This is a genomic window from Gemmatimonadales bacterium, assembly GCA_041390145.1.
Classification (GTDB): domain Bacteria; phylum Gemmatimonadota; class Gemmatimonadetes; order Gemmatimonadales; family GWC2-71-9; genus SPDF01.
Map to the genome: position 1 here is coordinate 29,685 of JAWKQM010000003.1, position 25,024 is coordinate 54,708.

A 25,024-nucleotide genomic window follows, 5' to 3' on the forward strand; every position below is an offset into this window, starting at 1 on the left:
CAATGGTTCAGGGGGATTGACACGATCCTGCGCCGTGCTATCTTCCCCTTAATTATTCAGGGGAAACAAAATGGCCGACCTCGACCTGCTGCAGGGCACCCTCGACCTGATCATTCTGAAGGCGCTCATTTGGGGCCCCTCTCACGGCTATTCCATCGCGCGATGGGTTGCCGAGACCACGGAGGGGGATCTCCAGGTCGAGGAGGGTGCACTCTACACGGGCCTGCACCGGATGGAGCGGCGCGGCTGGATCGCCGCCGAGTGGGGGCTGTCGGAGAACAACAGGAAGGCCAAGTTTTACAGCCTGACCCCGGTTGGCCGGCGCCAGCTGCACGACAAGACCGCCGAATGGAACCGCTACACCCGTGCCCTCTCGCGTGTTCTGCAGACCGCCTGAGGACGGACGCCTATCATGCATCCCCGCTTCCGCCGCCTCTTCCGCATCGATCGCGGTGCCGTGGACGTTCCCGCGGCCATCGCGGACGAGCTCGACTTCCACTTCGCCGCCACCATCGACGAGCTCACCTCCCAGGGCTGGACCACCGAGCGGGCAACGGCGGAGGCCCATCGTCGGTTCGGCGACTTCGACCGCACCCGCCGTGACTTGCAGGCGATCGACCGGGGCCGGGTCAGCCGGGAGCGGCGCGTCCGGTGGTGGAACGGCATAGCCCAGGACACCCGCTACGCGCTGCGCGGGCTTCGGCTCTCCCCCGGCTTCACGCTCGGAGTGATGCTCACGCTGGGCCTGGGGATCGGCGCCAACGCGATGATGTTCGGGATCGTTGACCCGATGCTCTTCCGGACGCCCGACTACCTCGCCACGCCGGCGAACGCCAACCGGATCTACGTCCGGTCGGCCTATCAGGGGAGGACGTTCTATCGCGGGTCGCTCTCCTACGGCCTGCTGCAGGATATCTCGCGCGACACGCACAGCTTCTCACAGATCGTCGGATACTGGTCCTCCAAGCTGGCGGTTGGCGATGCCGACGCGGTGGAGGAACGGGTCTCCGGCGTCAGCGCCTCCTTCTGGCAGATGTTTCCTGTCCGGCCCGAGCTCGGCCGGCTCTTCTCCGAGGCGGAGGACCGGTATCCCGTCGGCGATCCGGTGATCGTGCTGAGCTGGCCCTACTGGCAGTCCCATTTCGGCGGCCAGCGGGATGTCCTGGGCAGCCATCTCAGGATCGGCCGGTTCGACTATACGGTCATCGGCGTCGCGCCCCGTGACCTGCTCGGCCTCGAGCGTCGCCGGACGATCGGTTTTGTCCCGCTGACCAGCCTCGCGGCCAATTCCTTTCCGGCTCGACGTTCCGGCATTCCCTACGACGGCTACAACATGAGCTGGTTGCAGGTGGCGGTCGAACGACGGGCCGGAGTGGACCTGGCCGTGGCCGCCGCCGACCTGCAGGATGCCGTCCTGCGCTCCTACCAGCGACGCCACGAACTCGAGCCGCAAAGTGCTCCCGTGTCCGAGCTCAAGCCGCAGGGCATTCTCGCCCCGATCCAGGAAGAAGCGGGCCCGAATCGCTCGGCCGTCACCAGGGTCGGCACCTGGCTCGCCGGTGTCGCCCTGCTGGTGCTCCTGATCGCCTGCGCCAACGTCGGCAACCTGCTGCTCGCCCGCGCGCTCCGACGCCGTCGGGAGATTGCCCTGCGTCTGGCGCTCGGCGTGTCGCGCGGCCGGCTGCTCCGGCAGTTGCTTACCGAGAGCCTCCTCCTGGCCATGCTCGGGGGTGCGCTGGCCATTGGCATGGCCAGCGTCGGCGGCGGCCTCCTTCGGCGCACAATGCTGCCCGGCTCCGAGGGACTTGGCACGCTGAGCGACCCGCGGACGCTGGTGTTCTCGGCGGTCGTGGCGGTGCTGGCGGCGGTGCTCTGCGGCCTGGCGCCGGCGGCACAGCTGCTCCGTTCGGACCTCGCCAGCGCGCTCAAGGGGAGCAGCCGGGAGGGGAGCTACCAGCGGTCACGCGTGCGGATCACCCTGCTGGTGCTGCAAGGCGCGCTGTCCGTGGTGCTGCTGGTCGGCGCGGGGTTGTTCGTTGCCTCGCTGCGGGCGGTCCGGGCCGATCCACTGGGGTACGACGCCGATCGCGTGGTGTACGTGGAGTCGGTCTATCGCGGCGAGACGCTGACCCGCGACGCGATGGACCAGCTGCAACAGCGGCTGGTGACGCGGGCCGGTGCGCTCCCGGGGGTCGAGGCCGCCGCCCGGACTGCCACCGTGCCGTTCTACATGGATTGGGGGGAGGACATCTTCGTGCCGGGGGTGGATTCCGCCAGCAACCGGGGCGATTTCATCTTCCAGGCGGTCAGCGGCGACTACTTCCAGGCGATGGGGACGCGCATTCTGCAGGGGCGGGGCATCACCAACGAGGACCGCGCGGGCTCGAGACCGGTCATCGTGGTGAGCGAATCGATGGCCGCCCTCCTCTGGCCCGGTCAGAATCCGCTGGAGAAGTGCGTCCGCGTGCGCAGTGAATCCGCGCCATGTCAGGACGTCATCGGGGTGGCCGAGGACATCAAGCGTGGATCCCTGCGGGAGGATCCGGGGCTGATGTACTACGTTCCGCTCGAACAGGTGCCGACGCCCACCAACGGAATCTTCGTCCGGACCACCGCTCCCGCGTCCGTTGCCGCGGCGGAGGTGCGCCGCCAGTTGCAGGCTGAAATGCCGGGCACCGCGTACCTCACGGCCGTTCCCCTGAGCGACCTCGTCGCGCCGGAAATGCGGTCCTGGCAGCTGGGGGCCACGCTGTTCACGGTGTTCGGCGGGCTGGCATTGCTCGTGGCCAGCATCGGCCTCTATAGCGTGGTGGCGTTCACTGTGGCGCAGCGGCGGCAGGAGATGGGAATCCGCGTGGCGCTGGGCGCGACGACCGGCGGCGTGGTGCGGATGGTGGTCGGCGACGCCGTCCGTGTCATGGGGCTGGCGGTCGGTCTCGGACTGGCAGCCTCACTCGCGGCCGCACGCTGGGTGGAGCCGATGCTCTTCCGGACGTCGCCTGGCGATCCGGTCATTCTCGGCGGCGTCGCGACGACCCTGCTCATCGTCGGCGTGGTCGCATCACTCGCCCCGGCGTGGCGCGCAGCACAGACCGACCCGGTGGCCGCGCTCAAGAGCGAGTAGGGGATTCATCTGCTCCAGCGGGGACCGTGCCGGGGCTAGCTCTTGCCCCGACGCGGGCGGCGGGTCTTCTTCCGGCGCGAGACCACCAGCGCCGCCTCCACCCACTCCTGCAGCTCCTCGGGGTTCTCCAGCACGTCCTCGGGTACGGTGTAGTACTGCATGCTCCCGCCGCCCGGGCCGTAGGGCTCGAAGGGCCCCATGCCCCGCGCCTCGAACATCGCCCGGTTGCTGTCATCCACCTTGAAATAGACGGTGTCCTCGTCGATCAAGGCGAAGAAGAGATCCGCGCTGTAGATCCCGACCCCGCCGAACATCGAACGAGCGCGGATGGCCGGCGCCACGCGACCGAGCTGCTCCAGCACGTAGGTCCGGAACGATGGGGAGACGCTCATGGGACACCCGCGCGGTCAGGGGGCGCGTACTGGCCGCTCGCCGAGTATGCGGTCCAGCGTCGACAGGAGATGGTCGATGTCATCGGCGTCCACAGTGAGCGGTGGGCGGATCTTCAGTACGTTGTCGTCCGGTCCCTCCGTCCCGATCAGGATCCGTTCCTGGCGCAGCCGGTTCTTGACGTAGTGGGCCACCCGCGTCGCCGGCGCCCGGGTGGCGCGATCGGTCACGAGATCGACGCCCACGAAGAGCCCGAGTCCCCGCACGTCACCGATGACTTCATGCCGAGCGTGGAGCGCCCGCAGCCCGTCGAGGAGGTGGGTGCCGGTCGCTGCCGCGTTGGCCTGCAGGCGGTCCTCCACCACGAGCCGCAGCACCTCGGTGCCGATGCGGCAGGACAGCGTGCTCCCGCCGAACGTCGAGAAGAACTCGATCCCGTTGCCGAAGGAGCGTGCAATCGCCGCGGTCGTGATCACCGCTCCGATCGGATGCCCGTTCCCCAGCGGCTTGCCGAGCACCACGATGTCAGGATCGGCCTGCTGCTGCTCGAACCCCCAGTAGTACGCGCCCAGCCGCCCGAGCCCGGTCTGGACCTCGTCGGCGATGCAGACCCCTCCCGCCGCCCGGATGCGCTCGTAGACGGCGGGTAGATACCCTGTCGGCGGGATGATCTGCCCCGCGACGCTCGGGAAGGTCTCCGCGATGAACCCAGCCAGGCGGCCGCCGCGGGCCTTCACCCGCTCGAGCGCGCCATCGACGGTACGCGCATAGCGCACGGCCGCATTGTCCCCGCGGTGCTCCCCGCGATAGGTGTCAGGCACCGGCACGACATGGACCCAGTCTGGTGCTCCTCCCCCTCCTGGCTTGTTGAACTTGTACGCCGAGATGTCGATGGCCCCGGTGGTGTTGCCGTGGTAGCCGTGGTCCACGACCACCATGTCCTTGCCTCCGGTGTGGGCGCGCGCCAGGCGGAGAGCCAGCTCGTTGGCCTCGCTCCCTGAATTGACCAGGAAGACGTGAGTCATCTGTGCGGGCATCTTGGCCAGCAGCGCCTTGCGAACTCGATCTGGGCGGGATGGAGGTAGCGGGTGTTCGTGTTCAGCCGTCCCATCTGGTCACACGCGACCGCGGCGAGCCGCGGATGCGCATGCCCCACGTGTGGCACGTTGTTGTAGGCGTCCAGGTGCGGGCGGCCCCACTGGTCGTACAGGTGCGTGCGCCAGCCGCGAACGAAAAGGCACGGTTCGTCGTAGCTGAGCCGGAGGTTCGACGCGAAGCGATCGCGCCGCTTGCCCGTGATCCCCGCAGTGTCGAGGGGCCGATACGCGACACGATCGTCCGGAAGGTTCAGGAGCGGGGCGGGGTTGGGAGAAATCGCACGCCAGAGGGCCAAGTCGTCGGGGTCGGCAACGCCGGGCCAGTTGGCCGGCATCGCCTCGGGCGCCGCCACCAGCTGGAAATGGAGGTGGGGCTGCCAGCCGCCGTTCTCCCCGGGCTCTCCAAGGTTGGCGAACACCTCTCCCCTCGCCACACGCTGGCCAGGCTTCAGCGCATCAACCATCGCCGAGGAGAGGTGGCCGTACAGCGTCGCGAAATCGTCGCCCGCCGGGGTCGTATGACGCAGGACGACCATGCCGCCGTAGTCCAGGTGCCCCTCCCGATACGCCACGACAGCTACGACCGCGTCACAGGGTGCGTGCACCTGCGTGCCGGCCTCCATGAAGAGGTCCACGCCAAGGTGCACGGTGCGTCGAGGGGCGCCACGGTAGGGTCCCGCGCGAAAGGCGGCGTCGGTGTAGATGCCGCGCGGCTCGCCGTAGCGACCAATCCATGCGGCCGTGCCGTGGACGTCCGGCCCGAGCGCCCGCGCCTCGGCATCGCGCATCTGGTCGAGATCCCGCGGCATCGCCGATTCGGCGAAGGCCAGGGAAACGACGGGGGCGGAAGGCAGGTCGGCGGGTACAACCGGGGCAAAGGAGCCGCGTGAGGAGTCGAGCCACGCAAGCACGCGGCCCGCCGCGTCCGTCGCCGGCAGTCCGCAGGCTGCCCGCAGGTGAGCCGCCATGCGCGCTTCCGAAAAGTCCTGCGCCCGCTCGAGGAATCGCCAGGCGGGTGCCTCGGAGACGACGACATACGAGTCACCCGGCCGCTCCTTTGCCACCATTGCCGAGTTGACGACGCTCACCGCCAGGCGCGTCAGCAGTAGCGGCCAGATCAGCTCGAGCTGCGCGCCCGACAGCGGTGTCTCGGCGTGGTAGCCGGCCACCAGTGCGGCGATCGCACGCTCCGGATGCGGATGATCGAGCGCCACGTAGGCAGCCGCGATGGCAATTTCCGCGACGATCGGCCCGAGGATGAGATCGCCGAGATCGAGGATGCCGGTGACGCGTGGGGTGCCGTCCTCCTCCGGCGCGACGAGGACGTTGTAGTCGTTCACGTCGTTGTGAATCGGTGCCAGTGGTTGCCCGCTGAGCGCGGACAGGAGCTTGGCGTGGCGCGCCAGCACGCGGCCGAGCAACGCCCGGCGATCAAGGTCCCCAATGCGGTCGAGATGCGCGGCGATCCATCCGGCGTGTCGCAGGTCCCACTTCATGCCCCGCTGCAGTTGCGGATGCGTGAAGCCCACCAGTGCACGATCCAGGCGGGCCACGCAGCCGCCGAGCTCATGGATGAGGGGAAGGGTGTGGGGGAAAGTGGAGGCGTACACCTCCCCGGGCAGGGCGGCGAGGAGCCACAGGAACCGGGGCTGCCCACGCTCGTCAGGCCGGGCACACCACAGCTCTCCGGAAGGAAGCGGTAGCACTGGCGGGACCGGGACCGTGTCGTCGCGTGTCCGGATCTGGACGTGCGCGGTGCAGAGCATCTCGACGAACGCGTGGTCCGATGACGACCGCATGACCTTCAGCACGAACTGTCGGCCATCGTGCGCGTCCACCCGGAAGTTCAGGTCGAACTCGCCCGCGAGCGGGTGCAGGTCGCCCTCGATTCCCCAAGCCTGGTGCAGCTGCTCCGCCCAATGCGCCCTGCCGTCCGTCATTGCGGCTCCCGTGGGTTGCCCTGCCGCAAAGCTAATCGGGGACGGCTACGCGCCGTCTGGAATGTTGGGCTCAACGAGGTGGGCCAGCAGCGCCAGCGACTCCTGCCAACCGAGGTGGCAGAACTCGACCGGAATGGGGGCCGGAATCCCTTCTTGGACGACCGTGAGTTCCGTCCCGCACGAGACGGGAGCCAGCGAGATCGAGACCTGCATTTCACCCGGTAGATTCGGGTCGTCGAATCGATCGGTATACCGAATTCGCTCGTTCGGGGTGAGTTCGACGTAGGTACCACCGAAAGAGTGGCTCGATCCGGTGCCGAAGTTGGTGAAGGACATGGTGTAGCCGCCACCCACGCGCGCGTCCATTTGGTGGACCCTGCCGGTGAAACCGTGTGGCGGCAGCCACTTTGCCATCGCATCAGGGTCAAGCAACGCACGGTAGACGCGCTCCGGCGGCGCCCGGAGGACCCGGTAAAGGCGGACGGTGCCTGTGGACATCGGTGGTCTCCGGCCCGGGTAACTGTCAGGTGGTGGATCGGCCGCGGGCGAGCCAGGCGTCGAGACTGTATGGGCCGGCGCCCCAGGCCGCAAAGGTCAGCCAGATGAAGGAATAGAGCAGCACCATCTCACCGCGATTGCTCCACCACCAGATCTGGCCGCTGTTGGCGGCATGGACCCAGAAGTAGGCCACGGCCATCTCGCCCGAAGCGATGAAGGCCGCGAGGCGGGTGCCGAGGCCCAGCACCAGGCAGGTGCCCGCGACCACTTCGATGACGCCCGCTGCGCCGAACCGTGTCATGAGGTCCACGGTGCCACCGTCGGAGCCCATGCCGCCAAACCACCCGAACAGCTTCTGCGCGCCGTGGGAGAAGTAGGTCAGGCCGGCCGCAATGCGGAGGGCTGTCTGGGCCGCGGGGAGGTAACGGCTGTTCGTGGGAGGGGTCACGGAATCACCTCGGGACGGAAGAAGAAAGTCTGGAGCGGTGCCCTCCGCGCTGCGCGCAGAGGACACCGCTACAGTGCCCGGTCAGAATGTCAGTTATTGCACTCGCTGGATTCCCGGTGGCAGCCACGTCCCGTTGAGCGCCTCCTCCTTCGGCCAATACAGGCGGAGCACCATGTAGATCGGGCCATTCGGCGCCGGCAGCCAGTTGGCCTTCCGGGCAGGGTCGGTGGGTGCGTCGTGCTGGATGTACATCGTCAGCGACCCGTCGGCGTTCTTCTTCAGCTGGGGGAGCATTGGCGAATTGATGAGGTAACGATTGATCGGGTTCTCGACCAGGAGTTGCGACTTGGCGTCGTACATCGTCACCGACCAGAACGCGTTCACCGGCGGCAGGGCATCGGCTGGAAAGGTCAGCGTATAGTTGGCCTGGGAGCCGTCTAGTATCCCGCCGTCGGCGTCGTTGTGCGTAATGGCATACGCCGCCTCCGCGGGGTCATTGGCCAGGATGCCGCCGACCGCCACCGCCGAGAGCTGTGCCCAATCACCGTTGTACACGCTGCGGTCGCCGATGCCCGAGGTGACATACACCCACCCAGCGACCTCCTTGCCGAGGGTCTGCAGCTTCGTCTTGATCGCCGCCTCGGCCGGCTTGATGGCCTCGGCCATCGCCGCCTTCGTGGAATCGCTCAGCGCGACGGTGGGGTAGGGCTTGCCGGCCTCGATGCCGATGCTGGCGAACTGCTTCCGGAGCGGCACCTCGACCGCGGCCGGTCCGGTGGGTGGGGCAAACTGGAGCAGGAAGGCGAGGTAGCGGAACACACCCGATCGCTGATCCGCCTTGTTGGTCGCCGGCCAATCGATTGCGGGAGCCGCCGGGGGGGCGGCCTGACCCAGGAACGCCGACAGCGGCTGGACCTGGTACTTCGCCTGAATCGCCTTCACGTTGTCGAGGTCGGCCGCGTTGAACAGCTGCGTCCTGAATGTGGCAAGCGCAAAGTCCGTCCCGGAAATGAAGACCTTGCCCACGCCGTCGGGAGTCGCGCCGGTCCAGGAGGGGCCGCCCACCATGTAACAGCCAGCGCCGTTACCGGTGGTCCGACTGCCCATGTACCCAAAATTGTAAGTGTAGAGCGACGTCAGCATGACCGAGTAGTAGCGATCCTTCTCGATCTCCGGCACACAGATCACCATGGGCTCCGCGCGCAGGTCCATCCAGAGCCAGGAGTATGGCGTGTCGCTGTTGGGAGTGATGATGGCGCTGTCGAGGGGAGTGTACACCTTCGGGACATTGGCGATCGTATTGAATGGCCCCTTGTACTCGCTGGAGCTCGTGTCAATCGCGTAGGGGTACATGATCCCGTACACCATGGACATGGGCAGTCCGTAGAGGAACGCCTGCTCCGCGATCGGCGTGACGTCGGCCGGGGATGGCGCGGGCTTGGCACAACCCGTCGCCAGGGAGATCGCCAGCGCAGCGGCAAGCGGGATGCGAAGTGCAGCGGCATGCGTCGTCATGGATATCGATTCGGTTGAGTGGGGGATGGAGCCATGGTGGATTGCGAATGGGGCGAACGCCCACCTGGTACCGAATCATAGGACGGACCTGCTGCCGGGGAAAGTGCACGTCCGATTGGGCGCCCGCCCGGCGCCAACCGGCCCCACTTGTCGATGGGTCGGCCAGCCGCCACGCCCCCCCCCTGCTACTGGCCTTGGGAAGCCTGCTGCCGCTGGAGTTCCGTGACCGCCGCCTCAAGCGCGGCGTCCCGGTTGGCGAGAAAGTCCTGAACCGTCCGTGGCACCAGGAGCTGAGGCTGTACCCCACGGCCCACCAGGTCGGTGCCGACGTTTGCCGAGGTGGAGACGCGCCCAAACCCGCCGCCGGGCAGCGCGAAGCCCACCGGGTCACCCGTGGTGCCTCCGGTCGCTTCGCCGATGATCGTTCCTCGTTCCATGGCCCGGAAGGTCTCGGCGAACACGTCCGTCGCCGAAATCGACCGGGGGCCGGTCAGGAGCACCACCGGCTTCCTGTAGTAGGCACTGGGCTGGCCCGGCGCGGTCTGCTTGTCGGCCGTGTACCAGGACCCGGCCGTGCCCCAGGCGCGCAGGGTCGGTACATACTGGCGCGACTTCCACTGCGGCAGGGGAATCGCGACCGGGGAGAGATAGCCGAGGATCGCGTACGCGATCAGCCCGCTCCCGCCATCGTTTTGCCGCACATCGATGATCAGACCATCGCTGGCCAGAACGGCGGGCCACGCGGCGAGCAGCGGCTCCTCGATGGCCGGGTCCCCGAAGGTATTGATGGCCAGGTAGGCCAGGTTGCCGGGCAGCTGGCGAAACTCCATCGCCGGAAGGGAGGTGACCTTCGTGTATCCTGAGCGAGTGAGTCGCAGCGTGAACTCGGCTCCCGTGGGCCGCCGGAAGCCGACCGTTACGGGAGTCTCGCGGTCACCGGCAAGCAGCCCGTAGGTGTACCGCAGGACCTCGGTGTGCTGCGGCGAATTGCTGCTCACGTATGGCGCGCGCTCACGCGCGACGAAGGCGGGGAGCGGCGTCCCGTCGATCGACACAATCTCGAGACCGCGCGACACGCCGAGCGAGTCCAGCGACGGGCTCTCCACCGCGGCCACGAACACGCGGTGGTCGATGACCTCGAGGCGAAGCGGTGGCGCGCCTTGCCGCCTCGTGATGTCCTTGGGCATGAAGACGTCGGTGTGCCCATCGTGGAGGAGGGCGACCATCGACTGGAGGACCCGATAGTACTCATAGGTGCTCGTCGTGGCGCGCACCTTCGGGATGTAGTCGATGAAGGTCTTGTCCCAGTCGAGGTCCGGCACCAGCGCGAAGTTCGGGAAGTTGATCTTCACCTCCATCCAGAGGCGACTGAGGCCGGCAATCTTCTCGTCTTCCGTGATGTTCTCGGCATAGGGCACACCCCAGGCGGCGTCGCTTCCCCAGATGACGCCGTCCCGTTCGAGCAGTTCCTGCCGGGAGGGTGTGGGCGATTGTGCGGCGGCAAGCGGGGCAGTGGCGAGGAGGATGGGCATGAGCAACAGGACCGGGAGTCGGCGGGGCACCATCGTGGCGGGCTCCTCAGGCGGCAGGTTCCAGTGCGGGGACGATGGTATGTCCTACGGACCGGGCGTCGGAAAGTGTCGCCTGGTTTGCGGCTCGGAAGCGGCCAGCGTACTGTAGATGTCGACTGCGACCAATTGTCACACACCGGCATCCCGACAGAGGTCCATGGCCACTCCAACCCTTCCCCAGAACCGGAGCATGACACCGATGCTACGTACCCTGTGCTGCCTGATGGTGCTGAACGCCACCGCACTCGCCGCCCAGCAGTCTCCCTTTGCCGGGACATGGCGGATTTCCTATCCGGTCGGGGCAACGATTGAAAACGGGGTAGCCACCCCGATCCTGGGCTCCGGTACGCTCGCCATCGCCACCGTAGCCGACTCCCTGGTCGGTGAACTCAACATGGACCCCGATCCCGAATTTCCCCCCCGGCCGGCACAGCGCCTGGCGGCCAAGGCAGCGGCGCCCGAGGCCACGTTCGTGTCGCACACGGAGGCTACCCTGAGCATGAACGGATCGGAGAGCAAGGCGACCGTGATCAGCACGTGGAAGCTGACCGTGAAAGGCGATTCGCTGTCCGGGACGGTGGAGCGGGTGCTGGAAGGGTACGAGGCCGCCAACCAGCCGCCGCACGAGGTGACCGGGGTGCGGCAGAAGAACTGAGGGGGCGGGGCAGCCTAGAAGCGAAATCCCACGCCGAACCCAATGGTCATCGGATCGATCTTCAGCTCCGCCAGATCGCTGCCGGACGATTGAAAGGTGAGGCGGTCGGTATTCCACCGCAGGTCAAGATTGAGCAGGACGGCCGGGGCGAGCGCGAACTCGACCCCGGCCTGGACCGCCGGGCCGAGGTACGGGGGAACATCAAGAGTGTCCAGCACCCCGGACTTTTCCCAAGCCACGGTGAAGGTCGCGCCGAGCCCCAGATATGGTTGCCAGGCTCCGTGGACTCGGGGCTGATACTGGACGAGCAGACTCATCGGCAACAACTCCACCGACCCATACCGCAGGGAAGGCCCGCTCGAGGGCACGGAATCGACTTCGCGGGACTCCGTGCGCAGGGTGAACGCCGCCGCCCAGCGCGCCCCGATCTGTCGCTGGAGCGCGATCTCCAGGCCGATCCCGCTGTAGCTCTCGAAGCCCGCCGGGGAAGAGCTGTACGAGCCGCCGGCGACAAAGGCCCGGGTAAACAGCGTCCAGTTCGGGGCTGTGGCCTCCTGGGCCTGTGTCGTTCCGATCACCCCGACAAGGAACAGGGTGAGCGCGAGGGCGGGTCGGTACTGGGTACGGAGGAGACGCATCGGTCGGTCCCGTGGAAGTCGCCACAATGATGCGGGCCCAGTCCTGAAGACCCCGTGAATTCGTGCTGAATCCATTGCACGGGGCCCGGCTTCAACCCATGCAACCCCCTGTTCGCGGTCCACCTGGGTCCACCCGATCGAGCGCTTGAGGAATCGCGGGGAGAGAGCCAGGGCGGCGAGAGCACCACGCCGTGCAGCCGGCACCAATACTGGGCTGATGGTAGGCTAAGGCCAGGGGAGGTAAATGGTTATGGCGTCAGGAATCGGGCGACGTGCAGCGGTGCCGTCATCGGGGTCAGGGGATCCAGGGCAGGAGGGAGGAACAGGCCGAGCAGGGTGAGCGCCAGGATCAGGGTGCCGAAGATGATGAGGGCGACGTTGGCGCCTGAAAAGTGGTCGTTCCGGGGGGCCTCGGGTGTCAGCTGGGCGTTGATGGCGTTCGCGGTCCTCTGTGCAGGGAGGAGCGGAAGAAAAGAGAATATTGTGATGAGCCAGTACGGATCGGGGAGGCGCCAGCACCCAAGCATGATGAAGTAGGCCGTTGCCATGGCGCCGGCGCTGAGGGCCGGCACGCCGGTCAGCCGTGCGCCCTCCCCGCGGATGCGCTTGAACAGGCTGTACGCAAAGAGCGGCGAGAAGAAGGCGCGCCAGAAGAGCGAGAGTGGCTCACCGGTCTGCGCGCGTTCAAACTTCCACTGCTGGTAGAACCAATAGACGTCGTACATGCCAAGTGAAGCGATCGAGAGCACGGACAGCTTGACGGCCGAGACGGCGAAGAACCGTGGTGTTGGTGCGGTGTCAGCGCCGGGTCCTGGCGTAGCGCTCATCTCACCCTCCATGGCATGTCAGAGCGGCCGGGGGATCGGGCGTCCCGTAGCTGGCCCGGAGGAGCCGGGGCGGCAGGCTGTCGGGCAGCTCGAGAACAAAGATGGTCGCGTTCTCGCCATCGCAGAGCTCCGGCACTGCCGGCCCACCCAGCGCGGCGATAAGCAGCCCAACCGTATTGGAATGCCCCACAATCAGCGCCGCGCTGCCGGGCTCCATCAATCGGATGGCTTGCGCGGTGGCCGCGGCCTGGGCCGTCTTGTCGCCGTGAATGGGAATGGACGTCGGCGTCAGGTGGAACGCCTCCGCTGTCGGGGCCGCCGTCAGCAGCGTGCGCCGGTATTCCGATACAAAGATCCCCTGGAGTGGAAACTCGGCGAGCGTGGTGCGCAGCGCCTGCGCGCGAGCCATCCCTGCCTCGGTCAGTGCCGGGTCTCCGCTCTCGGCCTGTTTCTCCGCGTGACGGACGATGACCACCGCGGACGCCTGGGCGGCCAGGGGGGTGGTGGTGAAGACGACGGCCAGCGCCAGTGCAGGGAGGAGCCCCTTGGCGGGGATCAGTCGGGCGACCCGAAGATCGCCGGCCAGTGCGCATGCCATGAGCTCGTCTCCCGCCTTCAGTCCAATGCGGTACAGGAAATCCCAGTGTAACCCCGGGTTGACTTGCGTCAAGCGGGCCGCGGAGAGGAAGGGGGGAGACGAGCCCCGGTCACTGCACGAGGAGATTCCTGGCGGGATCGAGCCGGGCGGCGCGCCACGCAGGGATGATGGCAGCCGCGAGCGCCACGGCGAGGAGGGTGAGCATCCCGATCGCGAAGGACCACGGATCGGCGGGCCCGACCTCGACAAGCATCGCCGCCAGCACCCGAGTAAGGAGGAACGCACCGACGAGTCCGACAAGTGCGCCCGGCAGGACAATCGTGGCGGCCCAGCGGACGACGAGTCCGATCAATTGCCCGGGCGTTGCCCCCAGCGCCGTGCGGACGGCCAACTCCCGCGTGCGCTGCACGACCGCGTGGGCGAGGACGCCATAGACGCCGATGGCGGCGAGCAGGAGTGCCACGCCGGCAAAACCAGTCAGGAGCGACAGGGTGAGCAGCCGGGGTGCGAGCTGACTCCGGAGGCGTTGGTCGAGCGTGCCGATATCGGCAGGGATCTGCGGGTCGATGCCCAGCAGGCGTGAGCGCACCGCCGCCATGAGCAGCGCGGCGGGCATGTCGGAGCGGACGACGAGGGTCATGCCCCGCGACCAGAAGGGAAGCTGACGGACGGAGGTGTACATCTCTGGCTCTGGTTCCGCTTCGAGTCCCCACTGCCGCACGTTGTCCACGACCCCCACCACCGTGATCCACGGGGCCGGCGATCCGTCGGGGCTGAATTCCATGCTGGTGGCTCGCACCCGCTTGCCGATCGGGTCCTGGTCGGGCCAGTACCGGTCCACCATGGCGCGATTGACGACTCCCACGCGTTGCGCGCCGGACGCATCGGCCTGTGTCAGCACCCGGCCCCGGAGCAGTGGGATCTCCATCGCCGAGAAATAGTCGTCGGTCACCACGCGGTACCCTGCGCCGGCACCCGGGCGCTCGAGGCCTTCGACCTCGACAAACGAGGTGCCTGCAAATCCGAGGGGAATCCAATTCCCCGCGCCGGCTGCGGTCACGCCAGGGAGCGTTCGCATCGCGGTGAGCGCGGCATCCCAGTAGGCCAGCCGCTGGGCCGGATCGGAGTCATAGCGCGGACCCGTCAGGGTGATCTCGGCGGTCACCACACCACGGTCGAAGCCGAGATTGCGGTCAAGGAGGGTCTGGAAGGAGCGAATGAGCAGGCCGGCGCCAATGAGCAGCAGCAACGCCACAGCGACCTCGCCGCCGACGAGGACGGCGCCGGCGACCCCCCGATTCCCGCGAGTGGAACTGCGTCCACCGCTGGCCAGCAGTTGGCGCAGGGAGACGCGGGAACCCACGAAGGCGGGGACGATGCCGGCGGCGACACCGGCCACCAACGACAGCCCGACGGCGAAGAGCATCACGCCGACATCGAGATGCACGTGGTTGGAGCGGGGGATTTCCGCGCCCCAGGCGGCGAGGACGGCGCGCAGGCCCGCCGCGGCCAGCCCCATGCCCAGGGCCCCACCGGCCAGCGCCAGCAGCAGGTGCTCCACCAGCAGCTGTTGCACCAGCCGACCGCGTCCCGCTCCAATCGAGGCGCGGATCGCCATCTCGACGCTTCGCGAAGCGCCGCGGCCCAGGGTGGCGGTCGCCACGTTGGCGCACACAATGAGCAGCAAGAGCACCACCGCCCCCATCAGCAGGCGGAGGTAGGTTGCGGCGTCGCCCACGAGCGCGTCCTGCAGCGGGGTGACCCCGACCCCGTACGAGTAGAGCGCCTGCGGGTCGTCCGCCCGGATACCCTGCGCCACCCGGGAGAGGTCCGTCTCCGCCTCCTGGGGGGAGACTCCGGGCCGCAGGCGGGCAATGGCGAGGAAGTTGATGTTGGTCCGGGCGCCTTCACTGCGTACCGTGCGAGGGAGCCAGACATCTGTCCCCTCGGGATAGACGTCGGCGGAGGCAACGACGCCGATGACGGTGTAGGGACGGGAGTCCACCCGGAGTGTCATCCCGAGGGTCGTTGCGGCACTCAGCTGTTCACGCCAGAGGGCCTCGCTCACCACCGCGACCGCGGCATGGGCCTCGACCTCGTCCGGGCTGAACCCACGGCCCGCCACGAAGCGTCCCCCGAGAACACGAAAGAAATCCGCGGTCACCCGCTGCCCCGATACCTTGCGCGAGCCGGACTCGTCACTCAGCGCCATCCGGGAGCCGTACGTGTACAGCGCGGTTGATTCGAGGGTCCGCGACTCGCGTTGCCAGTCGAGCCAGTCGGCGGCGGACACGGTTGTGACCTGCTGATGCAGTGAATCCTGGCCGGTCAGTGCGACCAGCTGCTCCGCGGCGGGGAAGGGAAGCGGCCGGAGCAGGATGCGCTCCACCAGCGTGAACATCATCGTGGCGACGCCGATGCCCAGCGCGAGGGTCAGCATGGCCAGCACGGCAAATCCGCGCGCCCGTCGCAGCTGATGGAACGCGCCGCGCGCATCGGACCAGAGGGCACCGAGACGATCGCGCGAATGGAGCCGGGCGTGACGGTCCCGTGCCGCACGGTGGAGCTGGCGGCGCGCCGTGTCGAAATCCCCAAAACGGGACCGGGCCTCCCGGGCGGCGGCCTCGGCTGACATTCCGCTTCGCACGAGGTCGTCGATCCGGAGTTGGAGGTGCGCCTCGAGTTCCTGGTCCATCTCCTCGTCGGCGCGAGGACGCAGCCGGAAGAACCGCCGGTAGGTGCTCATGGGACGACCTCAGGCCGTGCGGGTCGCAAGCGTCAGGATCGCGGTCACGGATCGGGTGTAGCGAAGCCAGGTGGCGGTCTCGGCGCGGAGGTGATCCCGGCCTGGTCGAGATATGGTGTAGTACCGGGCGCGGCGGTTGTTCTCCGTCAGCCCCCACTCGGCCGTTACCCAGCCGCGGCCTTCCATCCGCTGCAGTGCCTGGTAGAGTGCGCTGTCGTCGACGGAGATTTCCTTCCGCGACTGCTGCTCCAGCCACGAGGCGATCCCGTAGCCGTGCATTGGTCCGAAGGAGAGCGCCTTCAGGATCAGGAAATCGAGGGTGCCCTTCAGCAAGGGCAGGGCGGGTGTGTCAGTCGTGGCCACTCTTCTCTCCCCGTGTGTGCTAAGGGGAGAGTCTACCGGGGAAGGCGCGGCGCGTCAAGGCCGGTGCGGGGCAGGTCGGGATGTCCGCTGTGGCGTTGTTCCGTGTGCACCTGAGCCACGGCGAGTCGTCCTCGTCATCGTGCCGCTACTGCCCACCTCTCCACTTGATCACGGGAGCCACTGCATGCGCCGTCCCTCGACACCGACCCTCCTGGTCCTCCTGGCCCTGGCGTGCGCCCCGCCGCTGATCGCCCAGTCGCCCGGTGCCTCGGCATATTTGGAGGCGTCAGACTCGTCCCGTACCGTCGGACAGGAGTACCTCCAGGCCTACATCGCGCTGGACTGGGATCGGATCGAATCGATGCTCGGCGACGCCGCCAGCTTCCAGGATCCCACAGCCGAATTGATCTTCGGCGGAAAGCTCGTGTCCGGCCGCGACAACATGATGGCGAAGTTTCGCACGGGATACGCGGGAATCCAGATGTCGTTTGTCGAGACGCGGGCCGTCTACTCGGGGCACTACGCGATCATCGAGGGGCTGCTGACCTGGTCGGCGCCGCTCGGGGACGGACGGCGGGTTACCGCCAAGGACTCTCCGTTTGTGCTGATCCTGCGCATCGAGGGCGGCTTGGTGGTGGAGCATCGGGACTACGCCGACTACCATCCCTTCATCACGGCGATGCGCGCGATGTGACCCTCCCGGCCCTCACCATGCCACATGCCCCTAGTGCGCCATCATCCCAGTTGAGTCGTGCGCCATGGCGTGGTGCGCGTGGCGCTGGTAGGCCAGGAACTCGTGTACCGCCGCCACGGCGGTCGAATCGCTGGTCCGGATCATCACCTCGCCGCCGCGGGGCAGGGTATCCATCGTATAGGTGATCTCGTTGCGCTGCGCGGCCATGACGGCGGTGCCCGGCACCGTCTCGCCGTGCACGAACCCGGGAAGGTCGAAATCCCCTTCCGCAAACGCGGCGGCAATCGACGCGAGATGCGCGCGGATCGTTCCCGTACCGGCGGTGTCGGGCGCGTTCCGCTGGAGCACGATGCGGCCCCCGTCCGGCAGCGGCTCGAAGATATGTGACGAGGAATACTGGTCAACGCCCATCGCCATCTTGCCGCGCTCCTGCATGGCGGCGAAACTGGTGTCCGCGGCTGCCGTCGGTTGGGCGACCGGTGTCGAGTGGGCGCATGCCGCGAGTGCTGCGGCCGCGAGTGTCACCGTGGTCGAGCGGATGGTCCGCACCCTAGCCTTCTCCCAGACGAGGTGGGTCGTCACCGGGCTTGAGCGCAGGCCCCGCGCGTCGGGCGAGCAGCAGGGCCGCCGTGGCCGAGCCGCTGCCGAGCACCACAAAGATGGTCAGGTTGGCCAGGGCGGCGGGGAGGGACCAGGCGTGCCAGGCGTTGGCCGCCAGCACCCCGTAGAGCAGCAGGCCGCCGCCGGCACCCAGCGCGGCAATCCGGGGGACGGTGAGCTTCTCGAACGAACGGCCGCGTGCCGTTAGCGCCAGGAACCCCGCAAAGGCCATCCCGATCGGGAAGGCCCACATGGCGCTCGCGACGACGACCCTGATGAGCTCAACATTGCGCTCCATCCCCGTGACCAGCCAGGCGACACCCGCAATGACCGACGCGATCACGCCGACGCCCACGGAGAAGATCAGTCCGGTCCCGACCATCCCGCGAAGAACTCTCAACCAGCGTGGCATGTCCAACCTCCTTCGGTGATGCCAGCGTGCCCCGGATCGTATACCAGCCGGAGAATGCGCGGCAACGAAGGCCGCGGGTGTTGCCGGCTAGATCGTGTAATCGGGCAACGTGATATCGTCGCGCATGTCGCGGCCGACCAGCAGGTCGGCGACGACCGGCAGGCGCAGGAGGCGACTCACCTTGTCCCGGAAGAAGACGCCGAGGGCGGTCTTCGGCGCAAAGGCGGACGCGAACGCTGCCGCGGATTCCTGCTTGCGCTTCAGAAAGGGCCGCATCCGCTCCTCGTACCTCGCGAAGGCCGTGCGATGATCATCGTGGGCCCGGGCGAGTTCGCCAGCCAGCACGTAGGCCTCGGCCATGGCGAGCCCCGTGCCCTCCCCGGCCAGCAGCGACACGCATGCAGCGGCGTCGCCGACCAGTGCCGTGCGACCCTGGGTCCAGAACGGCATCCGAATCTGGCTCACGCGGTCGAAATAGACATCACGGACCTCCCGCATGGCCTCGAGCACCTGTGGGCATTCCCATCCGACATCGGCAAAGACGTCAGCGAGGACGGCCTTGCGGTCGTGCGCGCCCACCGCCCCCCCGCCCGGCAGGTACTCGTCGCGGAAGACGAAGAGAAACAGGGTCTTGTCGTCGCGCATTGAGAACCGGGAGATCTGCCTCCCGGGGGCCCCGTGGCTGACATAGACGAGTTCGTCCCGCGGGCGATACCCCTCCAGCTCGAACGCGGCGACGTGGTAGCCGAGGGAGGCCTCGCAGTGCTCCCGGGAGCCGAACGCGAGCTGGCGGACGCGTGAATGGAGGCCGTCGGCGCCGATGACCAGGTCGACGTCGCGCGGATCGGCGTGCTCGAAAGTGACGCGCGCGCCGGTTGCGCTCTCCTCGATGGTCGCGATGGAGTCGCCGAAAATCGTCTCGACCTGCTGGGCCAGCGCCTCGTGGATCGTGGCTGCGAGATCCGATCGGCGGAGGCTCGTGAAGCGACCCGATGTCATGCGGGCAAACACCTCGGCCGGGAATCCGCCGCGCGTGCGGCCGCGTGCATCGACGTACCGGACCTCCCGCACCTGGTACCCCAACGCGTGCAGCCGGGGCAGGAGGCCCATCCGCTCGGCGATGTCGTAGCCCACTCCCCAGAAATCGATCACGTAGCCGCCGCGGCGGAGCCGGGGTGCCTCTTCGACGAGGAGCACCTCGTGGCCAGACCGCTGGAGCCAGTAGGCGAGCGTTGGGCCGGCAATCCCGGCACCGTTGATGACGATCTTCATGTTGGTGTTCCGCCCAGCCGGATCGTGCGATGCAGTTCTTGCCGTTCCTCGCCAGCGTTCAGGTAGCGAAGATCTGCGCGTCGTTGTGGAACGCCTTGAACTCGAGGGCGTTGCCCGAGGGATCGAGGAAGAACATGGTGGCCTGCTCGCCGACCTCGCCCTCGAACCGGATGTAGGGCTCGATCACGAAGGCGACGCCTGCCTGGCGGAGCCGGTCGCGCAGCGCCTTCCAGTCGTCCATTGTCAGCACGACACCGAAGTGCGGGACCGGCACGTCGTGCCCGTCCACCGCGTTGTGGTGCGGGGCCTCCGTGGGGGCCGGCTTGCGGTGTGCCACCAATTGGTGACCGAAGAAGTCAAAGTCCACCCAGTGGTCGGAACTCCGTCCCTCGGCACAGCCCAGCAGCCCGCCGTAAAAGCGGCGGGCCTCGTCGATGTCCCGGACCGGGAAGGCCAGGTGGAAGGGGCGCACAGCCGTCATGGCTTGAGGGCCTCCCACTCCTGCGGGGTCGCCGCCGCGAACTGGTGCTCCATCACGACGACCCAGCGGCCGTTCGCGCGGATGAGGAGCGACTCCATTGGGATGTGGTAGGAGGTGGCCTTCCCGGCGCTGTCCACCACGGTGTACTTGAACATGCCGGTCTCGAAGGCGGTCTCGGCGTTGTCCAGCCGCTTCGTGAACCGGAACTCGACCGTGGCAGTTTCGCCCCGTGCCTTGGCCGTTTCCATGTCCTTGCCCCACTGGGGGAGCTGAGTCCGGGCCGGCACGGTCCTTCCCGGCGTCACCACCACGGCATCGGGATGGTAGGTGGCGGCCATCGCGTCGATGTCCTGGTCGACCACCGACGCCGAAATGGCTGACCAGACCTGCTGGTCGATGGCGGCGGTGGAGCCGGCGCCGCCCGCCGGAGTGCTCGACTGGGCCACGGCGGCGGCAGGCAGGGTGAGGGCGATCGCGGCGAGGGCAGTGAGGAGCTTCATCGGCGTACCCCGGGGGTGGACGGTGGCGCATGGCTGGGCACAGGGATATCGGAGCCTACGCCCGCCGCGAGGTAATCGTTTCACGGGCATGACTCAGACCTGAAGCAGTCCGCGGAAGCCCCTGCCCGCGTAGTACGACTCCGCGCCGTTGTGGTAGGTGAACACCGTGTCGTAGCGACGATCGCAAAAGAGCGCGCCGCCCAGCGCCCGGATCCCCGGCGGCGTGAGGATCCAGCTTGAGGTCTTCCGGTCAAACTCTCCCAACTCCTGCAACCCCCGATACTGCTGCTCCGTGAGCACCGTAATGCCCATCGAGGATGCCATCTCCATCGCGCTGCCGCCCGGCTTGTTCGCCTTGCGGGCGTCGAGCGCCTTGCGGTCGTAGCAGAGGCTGCGCCGGCCGGCCGGGCTTTCCGGGGAACAGTCCACGAAGAGAAACCCGTCGGAATCCACCGCACGACCGATCACGTCGGGTTCGCCCCCGGTGCGTTCCATCTCCCGCAGGACCTTCAGGCTCTTGGGAGCGGCCAGCAGTCGCGCCTGCACCGAGCTCCAGTCGATCCCTGCGTGGCGGGGCATGTTCGCGCCGAAGCGGGCCATGAGGGTCTTGAGAAGGAGGTCCGGTGCTGCTGCCATGTCACAGGCTCCCATGTTGGAGGTGAGCCGTTCGCGTGGCTCCTGAGCCCGCTCGCTATGCGGCGCCGTCGGCGGGCAGGGCGATCGTCAGCAGTTCGTGGGCCGCGCTGGTGGCTTCGGTGCGAATCGTGAGCACGCGGAGAACTCCGTCAAGCCGGACGTGCAATTCTCCTTCCTGGACTGGCACACGGCCGGTGTCCAGTACCGCCATGACCTTGAACCGGTTGATGAGGGTGCTGAACACCTTGATCGGGAGCTGCATGACCGGTTGCCATTGGCCATCGATGTCGTAGTCGATGCCCCCATGCTCGGCATCGACCGGTACGGCCCGTATGCCACGTGCACCGCTCTTGAAGGCGTCCGTCAGCATGAGGTTGCACAAGTTGACAATCGGTGGGGCGGACACGTGGCCAACCGCCAGATCGTATTCCTGTCGGAACAGCTTCGCCACCGCGTCTCGGTCCCTGGTCATACTCACCCCCGTTTGCGCACCGCAACGCGCTGTCCGGCGGTTGCCGAAGGTGGGCCTCAGCCCGCCGTTTCGATGAGGGGCAACAGTCGCGAGTCCTCGATTGCCGCGAGCCGATGGCCCAGACCGCCAAGGTATGCCTCATTCGAGGCAAACGACAGGAAACTCTCCTGGCTTCGATGGCGCACCAGCACCGCCAGGTCCCAGCGTTCGTCTGGCGGACCAATTAGATAGTCGCCGCCCGACCCGACAAACAGAATGTCGCCACCGGCCTCGGTGAGGAAGGGCAACGTGTGTGCGACGTACCGATCGTAGGCTTCGGCCCCGGAGACTGGGGCCGTCGGAGCCAGCGACGGGGTGGCCGAATAGTCCGCGACCGCCCGGAAGCGCAACAGGTTCAGCATGACGACAGGGCCGACCAGTCCACGCGAGAAGTAGCGCCGGCCGGCGTCCTGTGTCGGCTCAAGATATGGTTTACCTGGTTGCTCGGTCATGTCGGGGCTTTTGTGTTGAAGTGAGAGTGTGGGCGCCGCCTGCGGGCGCGGGCGTCATTCGGCCGAAGCAAGCTCGTACTCGAACAGGTACGAGTGTCTCCCGCCTTCAACGATGATCTGCATCGATCCCGACAGTCCCGACAGTTCCTCCGTGCCGGAATCAGGGACGACGGTCAGATGGAGGCTCGGCTCCCCCCGGTTCATCGTGCCGCTGTGCTGCAGCACGAAACTGCCCTGCCGACCCTGGAGCGTGCCGGTGACCTGCTCCATGGCCACATAGCCGGCGGAGCCCTTCACCGACGTGTTGAACGCCAGCATGTGCCCCTTGCTGGTGGCCTCCAGGTCGCCGTGAAAGGCCTTGTCGATGGCCAGGCTGCCAAGGCTCGCCGCCCAGTCGAGCAGCTGGGGAGTGAGCTTCACGTCAAAGGGGCCGCTGGCAGTCATTGTTCACCGAAAGGCAGGGGGGAGTGGCACCGAGGCGCAACAGTAATCGTCATCCGAATATAGGCAGCGAACGGGGAACTCGCTGGCGAGCAAGGTCTCCCGTCGGTATGTTGCACCATCGAGTCGTGTGAGTACCCCCCGCCTTTCCGCCGACGCTTGGAGTCGTATATGAAGAAGACGCCCACGCGCAAACCGGCCAAGAAGGCTGCCGCTGCCACGCCCACCCGCTCCCCCATTTCGATCGTGCTCATCGATGACAACCGGCTCATGCGGGAGGGGCTCACCGCGATGATCCACAGGCAACCGGGCTTTCGGGTGCTGGCCGCGTCCGCGGACGTCGAGGAGGCGCTCGCGAAGGTTCGGGAGGAGCAGCCGGACATCGTCCTGCTGGACTTCGGACTGGCCGACCACGACAGCATCGGCCTGACCGCCACGGTCCGTGCCGATGTCCCCTCGGCGCGGGTCATCGTGATGGGCCTCCTGCCCCTCCAGGAGCATGTCGCGGACTACGTGCACGCCGGCGCGTCGGGCTTCATCATGCTCAATGCGTCGTTCGACGAATTCTTTGAGACCATCCGTGCCGTGGCGGACGGCGCCGAAGTCCTGCCGGCCGCGCTTACCAGCTCGCTCTTTTCCCAGATCGTCCGCAACGCACCGCTCGAGAACCGGGCACTCGCGCTCGAATCGGTCCGCCTGACCCTCCGGGAACAGGAGATCGTCGCGCTCCTCGGCGAAGGGCTGAGCAACAAGGAGATCGCGGCGCGGATGGGTGTCGCGGTGCATACCGTCAAGAGCCACGTCCACAACGTGCTCGAGAAGCTCGCCCTGAACAGCCGTCTCGAAGTCGCGGCGTTCTCCCACAGCCGGGGACCCTCCATCGACTAGGCGGCTCGTCCCGGGCGTCCCGTCCCGGTCAATGCCGTCAGTGCAGTCGTCGTCCTCCCCTGGATCTAGTCCCTAATCCAACCCATCGAGCGATACCCGGCCCCGGGCCCGGTGCGTAGCCTTCTATCGTGAAGGTCGCGCACCCTGTGGTCGTTGCTCTGGTCGATGGATGAAACCGGGTTGCAGCGCGTGCGGGGTCCTGATCGGCATGAAGCAACATCGAGGCGGGAGTCGCCGGCATCGGCCTGTGGTTCCACCTGCGGTGAGCAGTCCCGGCGCGATTGCGCCGTTTCACCCAATAGAGGTCAAGATGGCAAACATGATGATGGCCGGGCTCGTCGCAATCAACTTCCTCGCTTGCGGCCAGGGCGCACCGGCAGGAACGGCGGCGAAGGCCGCCGCCAACCCGTCGCTGGCCAACGGCACCACGATCGACGTGACGACCTCCAGGACGATCACCTCCCGCAGTGACAAGGAGGGCGCGTCGCTGATGACGACCGTCGACGCCGACGTCAAGAACAGCGCGGGACGGGTTGTCATCCCCGCCGGGTCCACCGTCGAGCTGGTCATCACCGAGATCTCGCCGGCCAAGACCAAGAGCGCGAAGGACGGCACCCTGACTCTGCGTGTCGCCGGCGTCACGGTGGGTGGACAGACCTATCCCCTGGCCGCGGACATCACCTCCATCTCTCACTCGCTCAAGGGGCGTGGCGTCACCGTGGGTGAGGTGGAAAAGGTGGCGGCGGGTACGGCCATCGGTGCGGTCGCGGGGCGGATCATCGGCGGCGACTCCAAGGGCACGATTATCGGGGCCGCGGTCGGGACCGCGGGCGGGGCCGTAGTGGCCAACGAGACAGCGAGCCGGGACGTCGTGATCGATGCTGGATCGCCCATCGAGCTGACGCTGACCGGTCCACTGACCTTGGCGGCACGATGAACCGCACCGTGAGCCTGGCTGCCGGCGTCGTATTGATCTGTCTGGGCGCGTTCGTGCTGCTCAAGGGCGCCAACGTCACGTCCCGGAAGGACGTGCTCAGCGTGGGCGATGTGAAGATCACGGCCAATGAATCGCGCAGCGTCCCGCCATGGGCGGCGGGCATCGCCGTCGCCGCCGGCGTCGTGCTGCTCGTGGCCGGCGCGCGGCAGCGCACGTGAAAAAGCCCGCGCCCTCGCGCTCGAAGAGACCGATCCGCCCACGACTCGAGGTAGATCCCTCGCGGGAGGCGGCGCGGATCGCATACGACAAGGCCAAGGCAGCGCACGAGGCGGCCGAGAAGGCGTCCCCGAGGGGGCTGCCCCGATGATGCAGGAATATGCGGTGCACACGGGATGGATGTGGGTGCCGGCGGTCGTTGGGATCCTTGTCCTGTTCCTGCTGATGCTGATGATCGGCAGGACGTCCAAGAAGTAGTCCTTCCATCCGGACTTCGGTCCAGGAGCACACCATGGATATCGTCACCTGGCTGATCGTCGGCCTGGTCGCCGGCCTGCTTGCGAGCTTTGCCATCGGGGGAGTGGGGTACGGCATTCTGGGGGACATCGTCGTCGGTATCGTCGGTGCGTTTGTCGGAGGCTGGTTGTTCAACCAGCTGAACATCGCCTCGCCGTGGGGCGGCCTCGCCGGCGTCATCTTCGTCGCCTTCGTCGGCGCCGTGGTGCTCCTCCTCGGCTTGCGCGCCCTGCGGCCGATGCGCGCGCGATAGCCCGACCGGTGGCAGACCACAACC

At 67.4% G+C, this 25,024-nt stretch carries 29 protein-coding genes; 8 read left to right on the forward strand and 21 right to left on the reverse strand.

Going from position 1 to position 25,024, the window contains the following annotated elements; genetic code table 11:
- Positions 1–70 precede the first annotated feature (70 nt).
- A complete protein-coding gene (locus R2910_02090) occupies positions 71–397 on the forward strand; it encodes a PadR family transcriptional regulator (protein MEZ4411763.1) in 327 nt (108 codons plus the stop codon).
- Between the two features lie 15 nt (positions 398–412).
- Positions 413–3,124 carry an ADOP family duplicated permease gene (locus R2910_02095; protein MEZ4411764.1) on the forward strand — a complete coding sequence of 904 codons (2,712 nt, stop codon included), beginning with the start codon at positions 413–415 and terminating at the stop codon, positions 3,122–3,124.
- A gap of 35 nt (positions 3,125–3,159) precedes the next feature.
- On the opposite strand, the gene R2910_02100 is transcribed toward R2910_02095, so the two are convergent.
- The 7 genes from R2910_02100 to R2910_02130 all read right to left on the reverse strand — a co-directional run bounded on the left by R2910_02100 (position 3,160) and on the right by R2910_02130 (position 10,577).
- A complete protein-coding gene (locus R2910_02100) occupies positions 3,160–3,516 on the reverse strand; it encodes a TfoX/Sxy family protein (protein MEZ4411765.1) in 357 nt (118 codons plus the stop codon).
- A 15-nt stretch (positions 3,517–3,531) separates the two neighbouring features.
- Positions 3,532–4,539, reverse strand: a complete 1,008-nt coding sequence (locus R2910_02105) for an aminotransferase class III-fold pyridoxal phosphate-dependent enzyme (GenBank protein ID MEZ4411766.1) — start codon at positions 4,537–4,539, stop codon at positions 3,532–3,534.
- On the reverse strand, positions 4,536–6,551 hold the full coding sequence (locus R2910_02110; protein ID MEZ4411767.1) for a peptidoglycan DD-metalloendopeptidase family protein: 2,016 nt from the start codon (positions 6,549–6,551) through the stop codon (positions 4,536–4,538). Before R2910_02110 ends, R2910_02105 begins: the two co-directional genes overlap by 4 nt.
- A 45-nt stretch (positions 6,552–6,596) precedes the next feature.
- On the reverse strand, positions 6,597–7,049 hold the full coding sequence (locus R2910_02115; protein ID MEZ4411768.1) for an SRPBCC family protein: 453 nt from the start codon (positions 7,047–7,049) through the stop codon (positions 6,597–6,599).
- A gap of 25 nt (positions 7,050–7,074) precedes the next feature.
- Entirely contained in the window at positions 7,075–7,497 is a 423-nt protein-coding gene (locus R2910_02120; GenBank protein MEZ4411769.1) for a DoxX family protein, read from the reverse strand.
- Between the two features lie 93 nt (positions 7,498–7,590).
- Positions 7,591–9,012, reverse strand: a complete 1,422-nt coding sequence (locus R2910_02125) for a DUF1254 domain-containing protein (GenBank protein MEZ4411770.1) — start codon at positions 9,010–9,012, stop codon at positions 7,591–7,593.
- Between the two features lie 185 nt (positions 9,013–9,197).
- Complete coding sequence (locus R2910_02130; protein ID MEZ4411771.1) at positions 9,198–10,577, reverse strand: S41 family peptidase; 1,380 nt, start codon at positions 10,575–10,577, stop codon at positions 9,198–9,200.
- 205 nt (positions 10,578–10,782) lie between these two features.
- On the opposite strand from R2910_02130, the gene R2910_02135 reads away from it, so the two are divergent.
- Positions 10,783–11,238 (forward strand): hypothetical protein, encoded by a 456-nt coding sequence (locus R2910_02135; GenBank protein ID MEZ4411772.1) that lies wholly within the window; start codon positions 10,783–10,785, stop codon positions 11,236–11,238.
- 14 nt (positions 11,239–11,252) lie between these two features.
- Here R2910_02135 and R2910_02140 read toward each other — a convergent pair whose 3' ends face one another.
- From R2910_02140 to R2910_02160, 5 genes are all read right to left on the reverse strand, one after another.
- Positions 11,253–11,876 (reverse strand): OmpW family outer membrane protein, encoded by a 624-nt coding sequence (locus R2910_02140; protein ID MEZ4411773.1) that lies wholly within the window; start codon positions 11,874–11,876, stop codon positions 11,253–11,255.
- A gap of 248 nt (positions 11,877–12,124) precedes the next feature.
- Complete coding sequence (locus R2910_02145; GenBank protein ID MEZ4411774.1) at positions 12,125–12,703, reverse strand: hypothetical protein; 579 nt, start codon at positions 12,701–12,703, stop codon at positions 12,125–12,127.
- Between the two features lies 1 nt (position 12,704).
- Positions 12,705–13,301, reverse strand: a complete 597-nt coding sequence (locus R2910_02150; protein MEZ4411775.1) for a phosphoglycerate mutase family protein — start codon at positions 13,299–13,301, stop codon at positions 12,705–12,707.
- A gap of 109 nt (positions 13,302–13,410) precedes the next feature.
- The gene (locus R2910_02155) at positions 13,411–16,047 is read right to left on the reverse strand and encodes an ABC transporter permease (protein MEZ4411776.1); all 2,637 of its coding nucleotides are present in this window, start codon (positions 16,045–16,047) and stop codon (positions 13,411–13,413) included.
- Positions 16,048–16,056: 9 nt separating this feature from the next.
- The gene (locus tag R2910_02160) at positions 16,057–16,410 is read right to left on the reverse strand and encodes a PadR family transcriptional regulator (GenBank protein ID MEZ4411777.1); all 354 of its coding nucleotides are present in this window, start codon (positions 16,408–16,410) and stop codon (positions 16,057–16,059) included.
- Between the two features lie 184 nt (positions 16,411–16,594).
- On the opposite strand from R2910_02160, the gene R2910_02165 reads away from it, so the two are divergent.
- Positions 16,595–17,104 (forward strand): nuclear transport factor 2 family protein, encoded by a 510-nt coding sequence (locus R2910_02165; GenBank protein MEZ4411778.1) that lies wholly within the window; start codon positions 16,595–16,597, stop codon positions 17,102–17,104.
- Between the two features lie 30 nt (positions 17,105–17,134).
- Here R2910_02165 and R2910_02170 read toward each other — a convergent pair whose 3' ends face one another.
- From R2910_02170 to R2910_02210, 9 genes are all read right to left on the reverse strand, one after another.
- Positions 17,135–17,653, reverse strand: a complete 519-nt coding sequence (locus tag R2910_02170; protein MEZ4411779.1) for a hypothetical protein — start codon at positions 17,651–17,653, stop codon at positions 17,135–17,137.
- Position 17,654: 1 nt separating this feature from the next.
- Positions 17,655–18,116: a hypothetical protein gene (locus R2910_02175; GenBank protein ID MEZ4411780.1), complete on the reverse strand. Its 462-nt coding sequence runs from the start codon at positions 18,114–18,116 to the stop codon at positions 17,655–17,657.
- 87 nt (positions 18,117–18,203) lie between these two features.
- Entirely contained in the window at positions 18,204–19,388 is a 1,185-nt protein-coding gene (locus tag R2910_02180) for an FAD-binding domain (GenBank protein MEZ4411781.1), read from the reverse strand.
- 58 nt (positions 19,389–19,446) lie between these two features.
- Entirely contained in the window at positions 19,447–19,869 is a 423-nt protein-coding gene (locus R2910_02185) for a VOC family protein (GenBank protein MEZ4411782.1), read from the reverse strand.
- Positions 19,866–20,369: a nuclear transport factor 2 family protein gene (locus R2910_02190; protein MEZ4411783.1), complete on the reverse strand. Its 504-nt coding sequence runs from the start codon at positions 20,367–20,369 to the stop codon at positions 19,866–19,868. Before R2910_02190 ends, R2910_02185 begins: the two co-directional genes overlap by 4 nt.
- Before the next feature lie 93 nt (positions 20,370–20,462).
- The gene (locus tag R2910_02195) at positions 20,463–21,005 is read right to left on the reverse strand and encodes a DUF4256 domain-containing protein (GenBank protein ID MEZ4411784.1); all 543 of its coding nucleotides are present in this window, start codon (positions 21,003–21,005) and stop codon (positions 20,463–20,465) included.
- A 55-nt stretch (positions 21,006–21,060) separates the two neighbouring features.
- The gene (locus tag R2910_02200) at positions 21,061–21,477 is read right to left on the reverse strand and encodes a hypothetical protein (GenBank protein MEZ4411785.1); all 417 of its coding nucleotides are present in this window, start codon (positions 21,475–21,477) and stop codon (positions 21,061–21,063) included.
- Between the two features lie 56 nt (positions 21,478–21,533).
- The gene (locus tag R2910_02205; GenBank protein MEZ4411786.1) at positions 21,534–21,968 is read right to left on the reverse strand and encodes a hypothetical protein; all 435 of its coding nucleotides are present in this window, start codon (positions 21,966–21,968) and stop codon (positions 21,534–21,536) included.
- A gap of 54 nt (positions 21,969–22,022) precedes the next feature.
- Positions 22,023–22,412 carry a DUF3224 domain-containing protein gene (locus R2910_02210; GenBank protein MEZ4411787.1) on the reverse strand — a complete coding sequence of 130 codons (390 nt, stop codon included), beginning with the start codon at positions 22,410–22,412 and terminating at the stop codon, positions 22,023–22,025.
- 168 nt (positions 22,413–22,580) lie between these two features.
- Here R2910_02210 and R2910_02215 point away from each other — a divergent pair, with 168 nt between their 5' ends.
- The 4 genes from R2910_02215 (at position 22,581) to R2910_02230 (ending at position 25,000) form a co-directional block, all read left to right on the forward strand.
- The gene (locus R2910_02215; protein ID MEZ4411788.1) at positions 22,581–23,297 is read left to right on the forward strand and encodes a response regulator transcription factor; all 717 of its coding nucleotides are present in this window, start codon (positions 22,581–22,583) and stop codon (positions 23,295–23,297) included.
- A gap of 310 nt (positions 23,298–23,607) precedes the next feature.
- Positions 23,608–24,234 (forward strand): hypothetical protein, encoded by a 627-nt coding sequence (locus R2910_02220; GenBank protein ID MEZ4411789.1) that lies wholly within the window; start codon positions 23,608–23,610, stop codon positions 24,232–24,234.
- The gene (locus R2910_02225; GenBank protein MEZ4411790.1) at positions 24,231–24,452 is read left to right on the forward strand and encodes a hypothetical protein; all 222 of its coding nucleotides are present in this window, start codon (positions 24,231–24,233) and stop codon (positions 24,450–24,452) included. The genes R2910_02220 and R2910_02225 overlap by 4 nt, the downstream gene beginning before the upstream one ends.
- A gap of 290 nt (positions 24,453–24,742) precedes the next feature.
- Positions 24,743–25,000, forward strand: coding sequence for a GlsB/YeaQ/YmgE family stress response membrane protein (locus tag R2910_02230; GenBank protein MEZ4411791.1), 258 nt, complete (start codon positions 24,743–24,745; stop codon positions 24,998–25,000).
- Positions 25,001–25,024 lie beyond the last annotated feature (24 nt).